Origin of the sequence: Mesorhizobium sp. B2-3-5 (assembly GCF_006442395.1) — a bacterium.
Lineage (GTDB): Bacteria > Pseudomonadota > Alphaproteobacteria > Rhizobiales > Rhizobiaceae > Mesorhizobium.
The window spans coordinates 15,154-28,913 of the sequence record NZ_VFVX01000046.1 but is presented as its reverse complement, the minus strand read 5'-3'; the positions used below and the strand labels follow the sequence as shown (position 1 = coordinate 28,913).

The 13,760-nt window shown below is 60.8% G+C and carries 12 protein-coding genes; 9 read left to right on the top strand and 3 right to left on the bottom strand.

What is annotated here, in order from left to right; genetic code table 11:
• Positions 1 to 234 precede the first annotated feature (234 nt).
• On the bottom strand, positions 235 to 1,134 hold the full coding sequence (gene iolE / locus FJ958_RS28820; RefSeq protein ID WP_140748683.1) for a myo-inosose-2 dehydratase: 900 nt from the start codon (positions 1,132 to 1,134) through the stop codon (positions 235 to 237).
• A gap of 227 nt (positions 1,135 to 1,361) precedes the next feature.
• Here iolE and FJ958_RS28815 point away from each other — a divergent pair, with 227 nt between their 5' ends.
• From FJ958_RS28815 to FJ958_RS28800, 4 genes are read left to right on the top strand one after another with little or no spacing between them, the layout of a single operon-like run.
• A complete protein-coding gene (locus tag FJ958_RS28815) occupies positions 1,362 to 2,852 on the top strand; it encodes an NAD-dependent succinate-semialdehyde dehydrogenase (RefSeq protein ID WP_246679813.1) in 1,491 nt (496 codons plus the stop codon).
• A gap of 11 nt (positions 2,853 to 2,863) precedes the next feature.
• Positions 2,864 to 3,682: an aldolase/citrate lyase family protein gene (locus FJ958_RS28810; protein WP_140748681.1), complete on the top strand. Its 819-nt coding sequence runs from the start codon at positions 2,864 to 2,866 to the stop codon at positions 3,680 to 3,682.
• Positions 3,682 to 4,647 carry a hydroxyacid dehydrogenase gene (locus tag FJ958_RS28805; RefSeq protein WP_140748679.1) on the top strand — a complete coding sequence of 322 codons (966 nt, stop codon included), beginning with the start codon at positions 3,682 to 3,684 and terminating at the stop codon, positions 4,645 to 4,647. Before FJ958_RS28810 ends, FJ958_RS28805 begins: the two co-directional genes overlap by 1 nt.
• Positions 4,637 to 5,761: a Gfo/Idh/MocA family oxidoreductase gene (locus FJ958_RS28800; protein ID WP_140748677.1), complete on the top strand. Its 1,125-nt coding sequence runs from the start codon at positions 4,637 to 4,639 to the stop codon at positions 5,759 to 5,761. Before FJ958_RS28805 ends, FJ958_RS28800 begins: the two co-directional genes overlap by 11 nt.
• 120 nt (positions 5,762 to 5,881) lie before the next feature.
• Here the strand turns inward: FJ958_RS28800 and FJ958_RS28795 are convergent, their stop codons facing one another.
• Positions 5,882 to 6,271, bottom strand: coding sequence for a tautomerase family protein (locus tag FJ958_RS28795; protein ID WP_140748675.1), 390 nt, complete (start codon positions 6,269 to 6,271; stop codon positions 5,882 to 5,884).
• 229 nt (positions 6,272 to 6,500) lie between these two features.
• Between FJ958_RS28795 and FJ958_RS28790 the strand changes: the two genes are divergently transcribed.
• Positions 6,501 to 7,664, top strand: a complete 1,164-nt coding sequence (locus tag FJ958_RS28790) for a substrate-binding domain-containing protein (protein WP_181176556.1) — start codon at positions 6,501 to 6,503, stop codon at positions 7,662 to 7,664.
• Positions 7,665 to 7,740: 76 nt separating this feature from the next.
• Here the strand turns inward: FJ958_RS28790 and FJ958_RS28785 are convergent, their stop codons facing one another.
• Positions 7,741 to 8,559 carry an SDR family oxidoreductase gene (locus tag FJ958_RS28785; protein ID WP_140748671.1) on the bottom strand — a complete coding sequence of 273 codons (819 nt, stop codon included), beginning with the start codon at positions 8,557 to 8,559 and terminating at the stop codon, positions 7,741 to 7,743.
• Between the two features lie 150 nt (positions 8,560 to 8,709).
• Here FJ958_RS28785 and iolG point away from each other — a divergent pair, with 150 nt between their 5' ends.
• From iolG to FJ958_RS28765, 4 genes are all read left to right on the top strand, one after another.
• On the top strand, positions 8,710 to 9,720 hold the full coding sequence (gene iolG / locus FJ958_RS28780; RefSeq protein WP_140748669.1) for an inositol 2-dehydrogenase: 1,011 nt from the start codon (positions 8,710 to 8,712) through the stop codon (positions 9,718 to 9,720).
• Positions 9,721 to 10,024: 304 nt separating this feature from the next.
• Positions 10,025 to 11,164, top strand: a complete 1,140-nt coding sequence (locus FJ958_RS28775) for a sugar ABC transporter substrate-binding protein (RefSeq protein ID WP_140748667.1) — start codon at positions 10,025 to 10,027, stop codon at positions 11,162 to 11,164.
• 19 nt (positions 11,165 to 11,183) lie between these two features.
• Positions 11,184 to 12,683, top strand: a complete 1,500-nt coding sequence (locus FJ958_RS28770; protein ID WP_181176555.1) for a sugar ABC transporter ATP-binding protein — start codon at positions 11,184 to 11,186, stop codon at positions 12,681 to 12,683.
• On the top strand, positions 12,680 to 13,726 hold the full coding sequence (locus tag FJ958_RS28765; protein WP_140748663.1) for an ABC transporter permease: 1,047 nt from the start codon (positions 12,680 to 12,682) through the stop codon (positions 13,724 to 13,726). The genes FJ958_RS28770 and FJ958_RS28765 overlap by 4 nt, the downstream gene beginning before the upstream one ends.
• Positions 13,727 to 13,760: the final 34 nt, after the last annotated feature.

Here is a 13,760-nt window from a genome sequence, read left to right as displayed (position 1 = left end):
CGCAAGGAGAATACAGACGGCCAGGACATCGTCTCCTACATCACCGGCGCCAAGACCGGGGAAGCCGAACTCGCGGCTGCCTGAGGATGGATAAGACGTGTACCACAACAACCCCGTAATGCCTCTCCCGGTCACGTCACAGACCCCCTGACGCCGCATCGACCGGATGGCGGCGCCCGGACCTGGCGTGGAACTGGTAAGGACGCGAGCCTTTCGCCCCGTCCTGTCCATGGGTCAGCCCTCGACGGTGTAGCCCGCAGATGCCATGACGCGCAGCAGTTCGCGATGGCCGATCCTGGCCATTTCCAGCGGCGGGTTCTTGATCGGGTCCTGCTCGGCCTCGACGACGAACCAGCCTTCATAGCCATGGCCGGCGAGCCGTTTGACGATGGTCTCGAAGTCAAGCGAACCATCGCCCGGCACGGTGAAGGCGCCCTTGACGACCGCGTCAAGGAAGCTTTCGCGGGAGCGATCCAACTTGTCGATGACGGGCTGGCGCACATCCTTGGTGTGAACGTGGCTGATGCGATGGTGGTGATTGTCGATCACGCGCAGCACGTCGCCGCCGGCAAAGGCCATGTGGCCGGCATCGTAGAGGAGGGGTAGCGCCTCACCGGAATGCTTCATCAACAGGTCCACGTCCTGCTCGGATTCGATCGGTGCGGCCATATGATGATGGTAAGCGATCGGCATGCCCTGGTCGGCGCACCATTCGGCGAAAGTGGTCATTTTCCGGCCATATGCCTTGATCTCCTCTTCGCTCAGGCGACGACGGGTGGTGAGCGGCGCCGAACGGTCGCCCTGGATCGTGCCCGCGGTTTCGCCATAGACGATGCAGGGTGCGCCCACGGCCTTGAACAGCGCCATCTGTTCGGCAATGCGATCCTTCTCGCGGGCGATGTCGCCATCGAGCAGCAGGCCCGAGAACCAGCCGCCGCAGACCTTCATGCCATAGGTGTCGAGGATCGGTCCGAGAACGCCGGCATCCATCGGGAAGCGGCGTCCGGTTTCCATGCCGGAAAAGCCGGCTTCCCGCGCCTCTGCGAGGCAGCCCTCAAGCGAAATGTCGCCACTCAGTTCCGCAAGATCGTCGTTCCACCACGCGATCGGCGCGATGCCAAGCTTGGCTTTCATGCTCTGATTTCTCCTTCCATAGAGGACCCAAAATGGCTGCGTTGCGATCTATTATGAAATGTCTATTGACAAATCAATATATGCTGCAATGATTATTGCAATACGGCTTTAGGGAGGACTGCGCCAACTCGCGCAGGGCACGCGATCCATTGGACATGCCGAGGATCAGCGCCGCCGCAGGCTGCTCCGAACGGAGTGAAACACTCATCCCGCAATGCCGGAATCTTGTGACCGCCGCGCTGTCCGCGTGGCGTGTCTCGTGCTGTTTTCAGGATACTCAGATGTATGGCGACTACGGACTTTTCATCGACGGAGCCTGGCACTCAACGGGCGGAGGAGGCCTAACGCCGGTATTTAGTCCGGTCAACGAAAGGGCCCTCGGCGAGGTACCTTACGCGAATGGGGAGGACACTCGTGACGCACTCGAAAGTGCCCAACGGGGGTTTCGTTCATGGAAAGCAAAATCCGCCTTCGAGCGGGCTGATGCCCTGCATCGCATTGCCGACGAAATGCTGCGCCGCAAAGACGAAGGGGCGCGCATGATCTCCAGCGAGACCGGCAAGCCGCTGGCGCAATCGGAGCGGGAATGGACTCTCGCGGTCGATCAATTCCGCTGGCATGCCGAGGAGGCGCGTCGCATTTACGGGCGTGTCATCGAGAGCCGTGTCCCGGGCGGTCGTTTCGAGGTCCTGCATGAGCCTGTCGGCGTCTCCGCGGCCTTCACGGCATGGAATTTCCCCGCAGCACTGGTGGCACGCAAGGTCGCGCCAGCGCTGGCCGCCGGCTGCTCCATCGTGGTGCGTCCCTCGAGCCAAACCCCGGGCACGGCCATGGTCATGGTTGATTGCATGCGAGCGGGCCAGTTGCCTGCGGGCGCGGTCAGCCTGCTGGTTGGTCCGACGGAAGCCACCTATGCGCCGATCATGGCGTCGAAAGTAGTCCGGAAAGTGTCCCTGACCGGCTCAACGCGAGTCGGACAGCAGATGATCCGCGATGCCGCCGATACGGTCAAAAAGGTCTCAATGGAGCTCGGCGGCAACGCGCCGCTGATCGTCTTCGACGATGCCGATCTGGAGACCGCGCTCGGTGCGGCGGTGCCGACCAAATATGCCAATGCCGGCCAGGTCTGCGTCACGCCCGACCGCTTCTTCATCCATGAAAGTCTGTATGACAGTTTCGTCGAGGGCTTCGTCTCCCGGGCCAAGTCACTAAAGCTTGGCGATGGTCTCGATCCCTCGGTGCAGATGGGACCGCTGATCAACGGTAAACGGCTCTCCGACATCGAGGCCGTGGTCGCGGATGCCGAACGGCAAGGGGCAACGATCGCCGCCGGCGGCCGCCGTGCGGCGAGCTTTAATGCCGGGCATTTCTTCGAGCCCACGGTGCTGACCAACGTTAGCGACGACATGGCGGTCTTTGCCGAGGAGAATTTCGGGCCGGTGGCGGCGATCACCTCGTTCTCCAGCGACGACGAGGCGCTGCAACGCGCGAATGCCTCCGACATGGGGCTTTCGGCCTACGCGTTCACGCAAAGCCCGAAGCGCGCACGCCGGGCGGTTGCCGAGCTGAAGGCTGGAATGGTCGGCATCAACAGCTTCGCCCTTGCGGCCTCGGAGGCGCCCTTCGGTGGCACCAATTTTTCGGGCATGGGTAGGGAAGGGGGCATCGAGTCGATCAAGGACTACCTCGATACCAAGCTTGCCCAGGTCGTTCTCTAGGGACTGCCGACATGATCCCCAATACCCTCAAGAAGCTCTGGGCCGACGGGCGTCCGACCATTAATGGCTGGCTCTCGATAGGCAACTCGTTCACCGCCGAGATCATGGCCGCGCAAGGTTATGACAGCATCGGCATCGACCTGCAGCACGGTGCGCTCGACTACAACGCCATGCTGCCCATGCTGCAGGCCATGCGCGCCTCGGGCGTCACCCCGCTGGTGCGCGTCCCCTGGCTTGAGCCGGGCATCATCATGAAGGCGCTGGACGCCGGCGCCTACGGGATCATCTGCCCGATGATCAACACCGCGGAGGAAGCCGCGAAGTTCGTCTCCTACCTGCGATACCCGCCGTTTGGACAACGGTCATTCGGTCCGACGCGTGCCAATTTCGCGGTCGGCGCCAACTATGCGGCCGAGGCCAATGGAGAAATCCTCGCGTTTGCAATGGTCGAGACCGCGGAGGCGATGGCTAATCTCGATGCGATCGCAGCCACGCCAGGGCTCGACGGCATCTATGTCGGGCCGGCCGACCTGACCTTCAGCCTGCACGGCGGTCGCCTGCCTCCGGCCTTCGATCGCGAAGAGCCGGAAATGATCGAGGCTCTGCAAGCGGTTGTGCGGGCCTGCCGCAGCCACGGCATTCGCGCCGCGCTGCATTGCGGCACTCCCGAATATGCCCGCCGCGCCGTGGGGTGGGGGTTCGACATGACCACCGTCTCCAACGATGTGCGCCTGCTCGCCGGCGCGGCTGACGCCGCCGTGAAGCGGTTCAGGGCGCTGATGGCTGGAGCCTCAGCCGAGGGTATCAACAACGCCAAGGGAGGCTACTGATGCCTCACGTGCTTGTTGCCGGCAAACTGCATCCAAGCGGTATAGCCCTGCTCGATCGGGCGCCGGATGTAACTTATGACTATGTCGAGGAGGTTTCCGAGCCAAGCTATGCCTCGCTGATCGGCAAGGCCGATGGGCTGGTCATTCGCACTCAGCCGCTGTCGGCTAGGACTATCGACAATGCACGCAACCTCCGCATCGTCTCGCGGCATGGGGTCGGCTACGACTCTGTCGACCTGCCGGCGCTCAACAAGCGCGGAATCGCGCTGGCGGTCGTTGGTGATGTCAATTCAGTCTCCGTGGCCGAGCACGCCATGATGCTGCTGCTGGCGACAGCGAAACGCACGCTGCGCGCCGATCGTGCCGTTCGCGAAAAAGGCTGGAACTGGCGCAACAGGCTCGAAGCCTCGGAACTCGCGGGCAAGCGGCTGCTCATCCTGGGCTACGGCCGGATCGGCCGGCATCTTGCCCGCATGGCCGCCGGCTTTTCCATGCAGGTTGAAGCCTACGATCCGTTCCTTGAGAAGGTTGGCTGGCCTGATGGGCAGGTAAGATCGGCCGGCGACCTCGACGCGGCGGTCGGCCGTGCCGACGCGATTTCCGTGCACGCGCCGAAGGGCGAGAGACCATTGATCGGCGCTCGTGAATTCGCGCTCATGAAACGCGGCGTCATACTGATCAACACCGCGCGCGGCGGCGTGGTCGACGAATCCGCACTTATCGAGGCGCTCCACGTTGGCGTGGTAGCGGCCGCGGGACTAGATGTTTTTGACCATGAGCCCCCCGACCCGGATAATCCGCTGCTGGCCATGGATCAGGTGATCCTGACGCCGCACATCGCCGGTCTTACCGCCGAATGCGCGCAACGCATGGCAGTGTCCTCGGTCAGGAACGTCCTCGATTTCTTCGAAGGCAAGATCGATCCTGCGCTCGTCGTCAATGGCGCCCAAATCAATGGGAGATAAGAAACCGAAGCTGCGGGTCGGGCTTATCGGGACCGGCTTCATGGGCAAGACCCATTCGTTTGGGTTCGCCGCGGCGGAACGTGTTTTCGATCTGCCATTCGAGCTCGAGCTTCATACCGTCGCGGACCGCACCGAAGAACTTGCCGGCGCAGCCGCGCGTACGCTCGGCTTCAAGAACGCTACCGGCGATTGGCGCCGGCTTGTCGGCGATCCGGATATCGATCTTGTCGACATCACCGCGCCAAACGCGTTCCACCACGAGATGGCGCTGGCCGCGATCGCCGCCGGCAAGCACGTCTATTGCGAGAAGCCGCTTGCACCGCGCGCAGTAGAGGCCGCCGAGATGGCAAACGCCGCCGCGTCTGCCGGCGTACGCACGCAGGTCGGGTTCAACTATCTATGCAATCCGATGATGGCGCTGGCCCGTGAGCTTATCGCGTCCGGCGAGCTTGGCGAAATCCGCAGCTATCGCGGGATTCACGCCGAAGACTACATGGGCGATGCGCAAGGTCCCTTCACCTTCCGCCTCGACCCGGTAGGTGGCGGTGCGCTGGCCGATCTCGGCAGTCATGCCTTGGCGACCGCCGAGTTCCTGGTTGGCCCGATCGAGCGCGTTCTTGGCGACGAGGTCACCGTCATCAATAGTCGTCCGGACGGCAAGGGCGGCCGTACAGCCGTCGAGGTCGACGACATCGGCCGGGCTTTCTTGCGCTTCGCCAACGGCGCCACGGGCAGCATCGAGGCAAGCTGGGTAGCGACAGGACGCAAGATGCAGCACGACTTCGAAATCTACGGTTCCAAGGGCGCGTTGACGTTCAGCCAAGAGCGCTTCAACGAATTGCAATTCTACACTACTGCGGAGGCCGGTCGCGTTCGCGGCTTCCGTCGCATTGAGGCCGGGCCTGATCATCCGCCCTATGGGCTGTTTTGCGTGGCGCCCGGTCATCAGCTTGGTTTCAACGATCTCAAGGCCATCGAGGTCGCGCTGTTTGTCGAAGCCATCGCAGGGATTCGTCCCGAGCCATTCAGCTTCCGCTCGGGACAGCGCATCCAGCAACTGGTCGAAGCGATCCATACCTCGGCAGCTGGAGGCCGCTGGGTCAGCGCAGCTTGATGGTGGCCTCGATGCGGCACCCCGCGGGTGCGGCTGAACTACCTTCGCACGGCCGGGCTTGCCGCGTTTGGTAGGCAATGAGTAGCCAGGGATCCGTCGGGCGGTGACCTTCGGCGCGCCCTATAAGTCCCCGGTTAAGAATTGGGCACGCCCGAATCCGAAACTCCAATCATCATCGCGATTCTCAACGCAGGAGACCATGAGGTCCGCAGGTGCAACGCCGCAGCGTTGTCCGAGATTTTCAAGGAGCGACGCGTAGAACCGCTCCTTCATCTGCTGGCTTCTTGGCCGCGTCGTCACATGGATCAGGACCCGGCTATCTGTTCGCTCAAAGCCAAGGTCGGTGTCCTCCATGAGCAAATGCGATGGCTGGTGCTCGTGCAGAATCTGATAACGGTCCCGCACAGGCACCTCAAAAGCTTCGACCATGGAGTCATGTATCGCCTGCAACAGCGTGGCTGTTTGATCCTCGCTCCTGCCCTTGACGACATGAACATTGAGTAAGGGCATGGTCTGTCCTTTCGAATTTTTATCGACCGTGTTGGTGGCCGCGCGCTTGCCGCGTTCTTTTCCGAGGCTACTGGCAGGCCGGCATGGCGGCAGGGGCGTGCGAGATGGCCGCTTGACCTGCCGGTACCTCATCGAGCAATGGCCTATAATCGATGATCCCGTGCGATTGCGCAAGGAATATTGCGTAATCGCAAAGTTCCAGTATGTTCCTCATCGAAAAGGATCGACCATGCAGGTTTTGCGATCGAAGCCCCAATCTGCCAGCGAGCTGATGACTACTTTGAGTTCGGCTCAGGACAATATGGGAAAGGGCGGCCGGCGCGTTGCAAATTTTTTCATCGCGAACCTTGGAGAGACCGCCCTTCTGTCAAGTTCCGAGGTCGCCAGCCGCTGCGGCGTGAACGCATCCAGCGTGGTGCGCTTCGTCCAGACTTTGGGATTTTCCGGCTACCGCGAATTTCAATCGATTCTGCAACAACATTTGTCCAAGTCGATGGTGGACGCCAGGCACTCAGGCGCCGGCGGGATTTCGTTGCCCGAAATTTCAAAGCCGCTGCGTCTTTATCTTCTCGCCGATTCCGGACGATCGTTCAACGAAGCCGCGGAAGCCGCCGCGAAAAACTTCAGCGCGCAAAACCCGTCGATCGAAATTGAAACAGAGTCCCATGTCTCACACGCTGTCGAACCTGAGGACTTCGCGCGCCGGATTAAGAGCGCGGCCGAAAAGTCCGATGGCATTATCCTGGTCGCCAGAGAGCATCCCGCGATCAACGATGCGGTAAGGGCGGCAACGGGTCATGGCCTGCCGGTGATGTGCTTGACCACCGATCTTCCCTTGTCGGGAAGAGCAGCTTACGTCGGTTCGGACCAATATGTCTCGGGGGCTACGGCAGCCTGGCTTTGTGGGCGGATGCTTCCGCGCGGGACAACCGGGAAAGTCCTATTTGTTTGCAGCGTGCCGTTTCGCTGCCAGCAAGACCGCGAGCAGGGGTTCAGACATGTCCTGCGAACAGAATTCTCATCCTTGGCCATCGATGAGAGGGTAAGTTCCAACGAGAGCATTGAGGTCATCTATGAGGCTGTCCGGCGATATATAGCAAAGAATGGCCCGCCGGCGGCTATCTACAATGTTTCAGGCGCCAACCTGGGCGTTGGGCGGGCGCTTGAAGCTGAAGGTCTTAGTCATTCGATCGTGTTTATCGGCCATGAGTTGAACACGAACTCGCGGTCCTTGCTCGAGCGAGGCATCATGGATGTGACGATCGGTCATGATTTCGATCGTGAAGTCGCGCTGTCCGTCGAGTGCATAAGGATGGCGCGCCAGGGGGTTCAGCCTGTCAATCGCATAACGCAAAGTCAGGTCTTCACTCGCTTCAATTGCGCTATCTTTTGATTGACTGAACCATTCTGCGGGGAGGGAGGATGATAGGCGGCTGGACCGGTTCCGCGCTTCAGTGCCCGGCGCCCCCCTAGATCGTCAGCTTCGAGACCGGGGTCGGAGGTGCGAAGGGGTAGGCGCCCCAAACTGACTGGTCGAAATTGATTACAGAGCCAGTCATCATCCCGGCATCTTCCGAAGCCAAGAATGTGACCGCCTTGGCCACTTCCGCAGGAGCCAGAAGGCGCTCAAAAGGTTGTTCGGCCGCAGCCTTTTCGAGCCAATTTGCGTCCGCGCCATGATACTCGCGCTGGATGCGGTCCTCCCCGTCGGAAGCCATCCAGCCGATATTCAGCTGATTGACACGGATCTTGTTCCGCATCGTTGCAAACGCCGTGTTGCGGGTAAGCGTGGCAAGAGCACCCTTGGAGGCGCAGTAGGACGCGATGAACGGCTGCCCGGCCAGCGCCGAGGTCGAGCCAATGTTCACGATCGCACCCTGGATATCGTCTCGGACCATCCGCCGAATTGCTTCCTGCATCAAGAAGAAGGGAGCGCGCGTATTGATCGCGAATATCCGGTCGAAAAGCTCCTCGCTCGTGTCGAGGATGTCGCCCCGATCCGTAAGGCCGGCGGCATTCACCAGGACGTCGACGCGCCCAAAGGTCTTATCGGCGGCCTCAATCACCGTCCTGCAATCGGCCACGTTCGCCAGATCGGCCTGGACGAAGCGAACGACGCAGCCTGTTTTAGCCTCAATCGCTGCCGCGACGGCGCCACCCTTGTCGGCGTTGCGCCCACAAGTGACAATACCGGCGGCGCCCGCATTTGCGAAATCCATGGCGATCGCAGCACCCAATCCTTGCGTGCCGCCGGTGACCACCGCGAATTTCCCATCGACTCTGTTCATTTTTCAACGCCTCCTCAGCCTGCAATGAAATTTGCAGAAGAAATCAATACGGAATTTGTATTGACATGCATGCGAAAATGCAAGATATTTTGCACCAAGCACGCAAAGAATGGTGCTCGGCTTGCACGACAGGCCGCAGGGAGGAAATCAATGTTGCGTATCGCCGTGCTCGGCTGTGGCCGAATTGGTCAAATGCATGCTGCCAATGTCGCGCGGCATCCCCGATCCAGGTTGGCGGCGGTATTTGATGTCAATTCAGAGGCGGCCGAAAAGGTCGCGGCGGCTCAAGGCGTCAAAGCCGCGGCCAGCGCAGAGGAGATTTTCGCGTCCGACACGGTGGACGCCGTTCTGATCGCCACGGCAACTCCCACCCACGCCGACTACATAGAAATGGCAGTCGCTGCGGGTAAAGCGGTTCTGTGCGAGAAGCCGATCGACCTTAGCCTCGCCCGCGTCGAGGCGTGCGCCGCCAATATCGGTGAAACCAAAATCCCGATCCAGCTCGGATTCAACCGCCGTTACGATCCCGGGCATAGTGCAGCGCGAACGGCGATGCTGGCTGGCGATATAGGCGAGTTGCACCAGGTCATAATCACCTCCCGCGACCCCGCGCTGCCGCCGAGGGCCTATCTGGAGGCTGCGGGCGGTCTATTCCGTGACATGACGATCCATGACTTCGATTTGGCTCGCTTCATGCTCGGCGAAGAGCCGACCGAGGTCTTCGCGCTTGCCAATGCACTTATCGATCCGGCACTCGGGAATGAACTCGATGAAGTCGACAGCGCAATGTTCATCCTGAGGACCGCGTCGGGCAAGCAATGCCACATCAACAACTCGCGCACGGCGGTCTACGGCTACGATCAGCGCGTTGAGCTCATCGGGAGCGCGGGCATGCTTCTTTCCGACAACCGCAAACCTCACGAATTGCGCCGCTTTACAAGCACGGCCGCCGAGGCGAGCCAGCCGTATCAGTTCTTCTTTCTCGAGCGCTACCAGGAAGCCTTCATGGCGGAGATCGATGGGTTCGTGGACTGTGTAGAGAAGGGCGCCGTTCCGCTGGCGAGTTTCGAAGATGGGCGCCGTGCGCTCATCCTGGCGGAAGCGGCTTACAAATCCATGAAAGAGGCACGTTTGGTGCGTGTTTCCGAGGTGGCTGCATAAAGCATTCGGCGGCGGATCCGCAGGAGGAAGAAAGATCCGCGCAGTGGGAGGAGTGGCGTTTGGTGAAGCCTGGGCTCGCACGGATCGCCGTGTGGGGACATGACCGAGACCGGTCCCGCAATGGCGCCGGGCATCTTGGCTGTGCCTTGCTTGCGATCAGGATCGAAGGAGAACCGCGAAAGCGTGCCCTCACTGCCGACTTCTCCGCAGGGCTCTTTCAGAGTGGTCAGGCAAGCACTGCAATTGCATTTGCGGGTGACGACATCGCGAACGATGTCTCATCGCAAGGTCGAACCTTTCTGTGGTGAGCACAGAAGGCCCAAGCGGCGTCAAGCCCGGCTCAACGGGCGGTCGGACCGCGCAACAAAAGGAGGATTCAATGAAATTTCCAACTCTCCCCATTTCTCGCCGCAGAGCCGCCAGCACGGTTGCTTTCGGCGCGCTGTTCCTTGCAATAACCGCTGGAACCGCACTTGCCGAATACAAAGCCGCGGACGTGAGGATCGGTTTCACCCCGAAGTTTCTCAAGGATGATTTCCAGACCCTGATGCTGGATCTCTCAAAGAAGGCCTTCGATGCAAAGGGTTTCACCCTGGTCGGCGCTCCTGATCCGAACGGCGATATCGCGGCCGAAGTCGATGCGCTCCAGAACCTGATTGCCAACGGCGCAAATGTCCTGGTCTTCGCTCCCATTGACGCGGCGGGAATCGTTCCCGCGGTCAAGAAGGCGAACGATGCCAACGTCCTCGTTTTCTCGATCGATGACGCTCCCGCGGGCGGCAAAGTGACGGCGACGGTGCGCGCGGACAATGTCGACGCCGGCGTTCAAGGCGCCAAGGAGATGGTCAAGCGCCTGCAGGCCAAGCCATGCTGGACCGATAACAGCTGCATCGTGCTTGAGCTGCAGGGCGCCCTGACCACCCCCAACGGCCGCGATCGCTCCGATGGCTTCTCCAAGACCTTGCATGAGCTCGCGCCCAAGGCGAATCTGATACAGCGCCCGACCGAATGGACTGCCGACATGGCGGCCGACGCTGCGCAGAACGTCCTCACCCAGAATCCTTCGTTGAGCGGCATCTTCATGGCATCCGAACTCATGGCATCGGCCGTGAACGCCCAGCTCACCAATGCCGGCAAGGGCGCTCCGGTGGGTGACCCGAACTCGGTGATCCGCATCGCAATCGATGGAACGCCTCAAGGACTGCAGCTGATCCGCGGCAAGGCCCTCGACGCGACGGTGTCGCAACCCCTGAGCGCCTATGCGAGCAAGACGGCCGACCTGATCGAACTCGTCTCCAAGGGTGGCAAAATCGAGATCGGACCCCGTGACGACGGCCAGGTTATCGATACTCCCGTCGGACCGCAGTACCAGCTGAAAGCGACGCTGGTGACAACCGACAATGTGGACTCCCCTGATCTGTGGGCCAACAAGGTCGGCAAATAAGTTCAGGAGGAACCAAGCCGTGGAGCCGAAGATCATGGACAAGGCGCGACCCATCGTCGAGATGCGTGACATCGCCAAGACCTTTGGTTCGACCCGGGCTCTTCGCGGCGTGAATTTCACCGTCATGCGCGGTGAGGTTCACGCCCTGTTGGGCCGCAATGGCGCGGGAAAGAGCACGCTTGTTTCCACCTTGAGCGGATACGTTTCGGCCGATACCGGATCGATCAGAATTGGAGAGGTCGAGGTAGAAGCGGTCGGCCAACACTATGCGCCCAGCATTCGCAAGTTGATCGCCCACGTTCAACAAACGCCTCAGCTGTTCAACCTGCTGACCGTGGCGGAGAACCTTTTTGTCGAGAATCCTCTCGTGCGCAGAGGCTTCGGCGTGGTGAGCCACAAGCTGATGTTGGAGCGCGCGACGGACCTGCTGAGCGAATGGAATATGGACATCCAACCCCGCTCGCTTGCAGGCGAGCTGGGCGCCGGGACCAGACAACTGCTCGAGATCATGAAGGCTCTTAGCCGCGGCGTGCCCGTCATGATCCTGGACGAGCCAACCGCGGCGCTGAGCAATGCGGAAAAACGCATTCTGTTCGAGCATGTGAGGGCGCTCAAAGCCAAGGGGGTCTCGTTCGTCTATATCTCGCACCACCTAGATGAGGTTTTCGAGATTGCCGATACAGTCACGATCTTGAGGGACGGGAAGGTCGTAAAGGAACGCGAGCCCGTGGAGCGTCTCGACGTGGAGACCATCGCCGACCTTATGATGGGTGAAAAGACGGTTCGAAGCACGCGACAGGACTTCGTGGCGGATGAAGCCCCTGTTCTGCTTCAGGCCAAGGGGATTCGGCTCGACAGCTTTTCGGAAAAGGATATCGACTTTGAGGTAAGGGCGGGCGAGATCGTGGCCCTGGCAGGCCCGGTGGGTGGCGGGAAGGAAGCGCTCGCAATGGTCCTTGCTGGCCAGCAAAGGCCTGAGAAAGGCGAGGTGGTCAGCCCGCGTGGAAAGCTGCCCACCATCGGCCTGGTTCCGACCGACAGGCATGCGAGCGGCTATGTCGGCATTCTGGGTGTTCGCGAGAATGTAGCGATCGGTGGCCTTGACGTCCTGTCTGGTAAACTGGGTTTTATCAGCAAAGGCAAGGAAGCCAGGCATGTCGGGCGCCTTGCCCAGCAGACGAACGTAATCGCTTCGTCTCTGGAGCAGGCGGTGAGCCAGCTCAGCGGCGGCAATCAGCAGAAGGTCGTTTTCGCGCGCGCGCTTTGTCGAGGTCCCGAGGTCATAGTCGCCCTTAGCCCAACCCGCGGTGTCGATGTGGGGGCCAAGGAACAGCTCTACTCGCTGTTGCGGGATCTTGCCAGCAAGGGGCTGGGAGTTGTGGTCGTCTCGGACGAGGAAGACGAAATTGATCAATTGGCAAACCGGGTCGTGATCGTGTTCGAGGGACACGTCGTCGATGAACTGGTGGGTGGGTACACAATCAAAGATCTAATCCTACGGATGGAGGGCGTCGTATGAGCACCGATATCGTGAGCAAATCAACGCCGAAGAAGGAACATTCCGGGCAGTCACGGCTATCCGCCTTCGGAAGCGCTTTCGTGGCCGGTGGATTTACGATGTACCCGGTCCTTCTCATCCTGGTAATCGTTGGGGCCATTGTTGCTCCGCGGTTCGCCACGGCAGCCAATCTGCTGAATATCCTCGACCAGGTAAGCGTTCTGGGTTTGACGACGATCGGACTGACTTTCGTCGTCCTGATAGGGCGACTGGATCTGTCGCTCGAGGGAATTGTCGGTTTCGCCCCGATGTTGGCAGCCGTCACCTTGGTGCCTGTGGCGGCAGGCGGGCTCGGACTGGAGCTGCCGAGCTGGGCTGGCCTATTCGTTGCGCTGGGCACTGCGGGGCTAATTGGCCTTTTCAACGGTTTCATGGTCGTCAGGGTCGGTCTCAACCCGTTCATCTCGACACTCGGGCTGCTTGTCCTGCTTCGGGGCGGAGTGCTGATCGTTTCCAACGGGCGTTCGATCTACTCTCCCGGCAAGGCGCTGACCTATCTCGGCTCCGAGAGTTGGTTCGGTATTCCTGTGTCGGTGATTGTATTCATCGTCGTCGCGGCTATGGTCGGCCTTGTCTTCCACTACCACCGCTATGGCCGCGCCTTGTACGCGATCGGCGGCAATGAAGACGCCGCAAGGGCGGCCGGCATCAACGTGGACAGGGTCATTTGGTCGGCGTTTGTCTTCGCGGCTCTCTTGGCGGGCTTGGCCGGCGTTCTGATGACGGGCCGTCTCGATTCCGCGGTGACAACCCAAGGGCAAGGGATAATCTTCTCTGCTTTCGCAGCTGCGGTAATCGGTGGCGTAAGCCTGGGCGGCGGCCGAGGGACGATCGTCGGAGTCATTAGCGGAGTGCTCCTGATCGGCGTCATCAACAACTTGCTGACCTTGGCGCAGGTTCCGTCCTTTTACGTGCAGGCATCGACTGGTGCCGTGATCATAGCGGCCGCGGTGCTGACGACGATTGCGAGTCGACGCTCGAGCGGCGTGCGAACCCGAACCTGAGATATCATGCCGGCAAAGTGATTGGCTTTGCCGG

Bases quoted from the DNA above. Each gene is read 5' to 3' on its own strand.
- FJ958_RS28810 (WP_140748681.1), top strand. From the start codon at position 2,864: ATGATCCCCAATACCCTCAAGAAGCTCTGGGCCGACGGGCGTCCGACC.
- FJ958_RS28790 (WP_181176556.1), top strand. From the start codon at position 6,501: ATGCAGGTTTTGCGATCGAAGCCCCAATCTGCCAGCGAGCTGATGACT.
- iolG (WP_140748669.1), top strand. From the start codon at position 8,710: ATGTTGCGTATCGCCGTGCTCGGCTGTGGCCGAATTGGTCAAATGCAT.
- FJ958_RS28765 (WP_140748663.1), top strand. From the start codon at position 12,680: ATGAGCACCGATATCGTGAGCAAATCAACGCCGAAGAAGGAACATTCC.
- FJ958_RS28785 (WP_140748671.1), bottom strand. From the start codon at position 8,559: ATGAACAGAGTCGATGGGAAATTCGCGGTGGTCACCGGCGGCACGCAA.
- FJ958_RS28795 (WP_140748675.1), bottom strand. From the start codon at position 6,271: ATGCCCTTACTCAATGTTCATGTCGTCAAGGGCAGGAGCGAGGATCAA.
- iolE (WP_140748683.1), bottom strand. From the start codon at position 1,134: ATGAAAGCCAAGCTTGGCATCGCGCCGATCGCGTGGTGGAACGACGAT.
- FJ958_RS28800 (WP_140748677.1), top strand. From the start codon at position 4,637: ATGGGAGATAAGAAACCGAAGCTGCGGGTCGGGCTTATCGGGACCGGC.
- FJ958_RS28805 (WP_140748679.1), top strand. From the start codon at position 3,682: ATGCCTCACGTGCTTGTTGCCGGCAAACTGCATCCAAGCGGTATAGCC.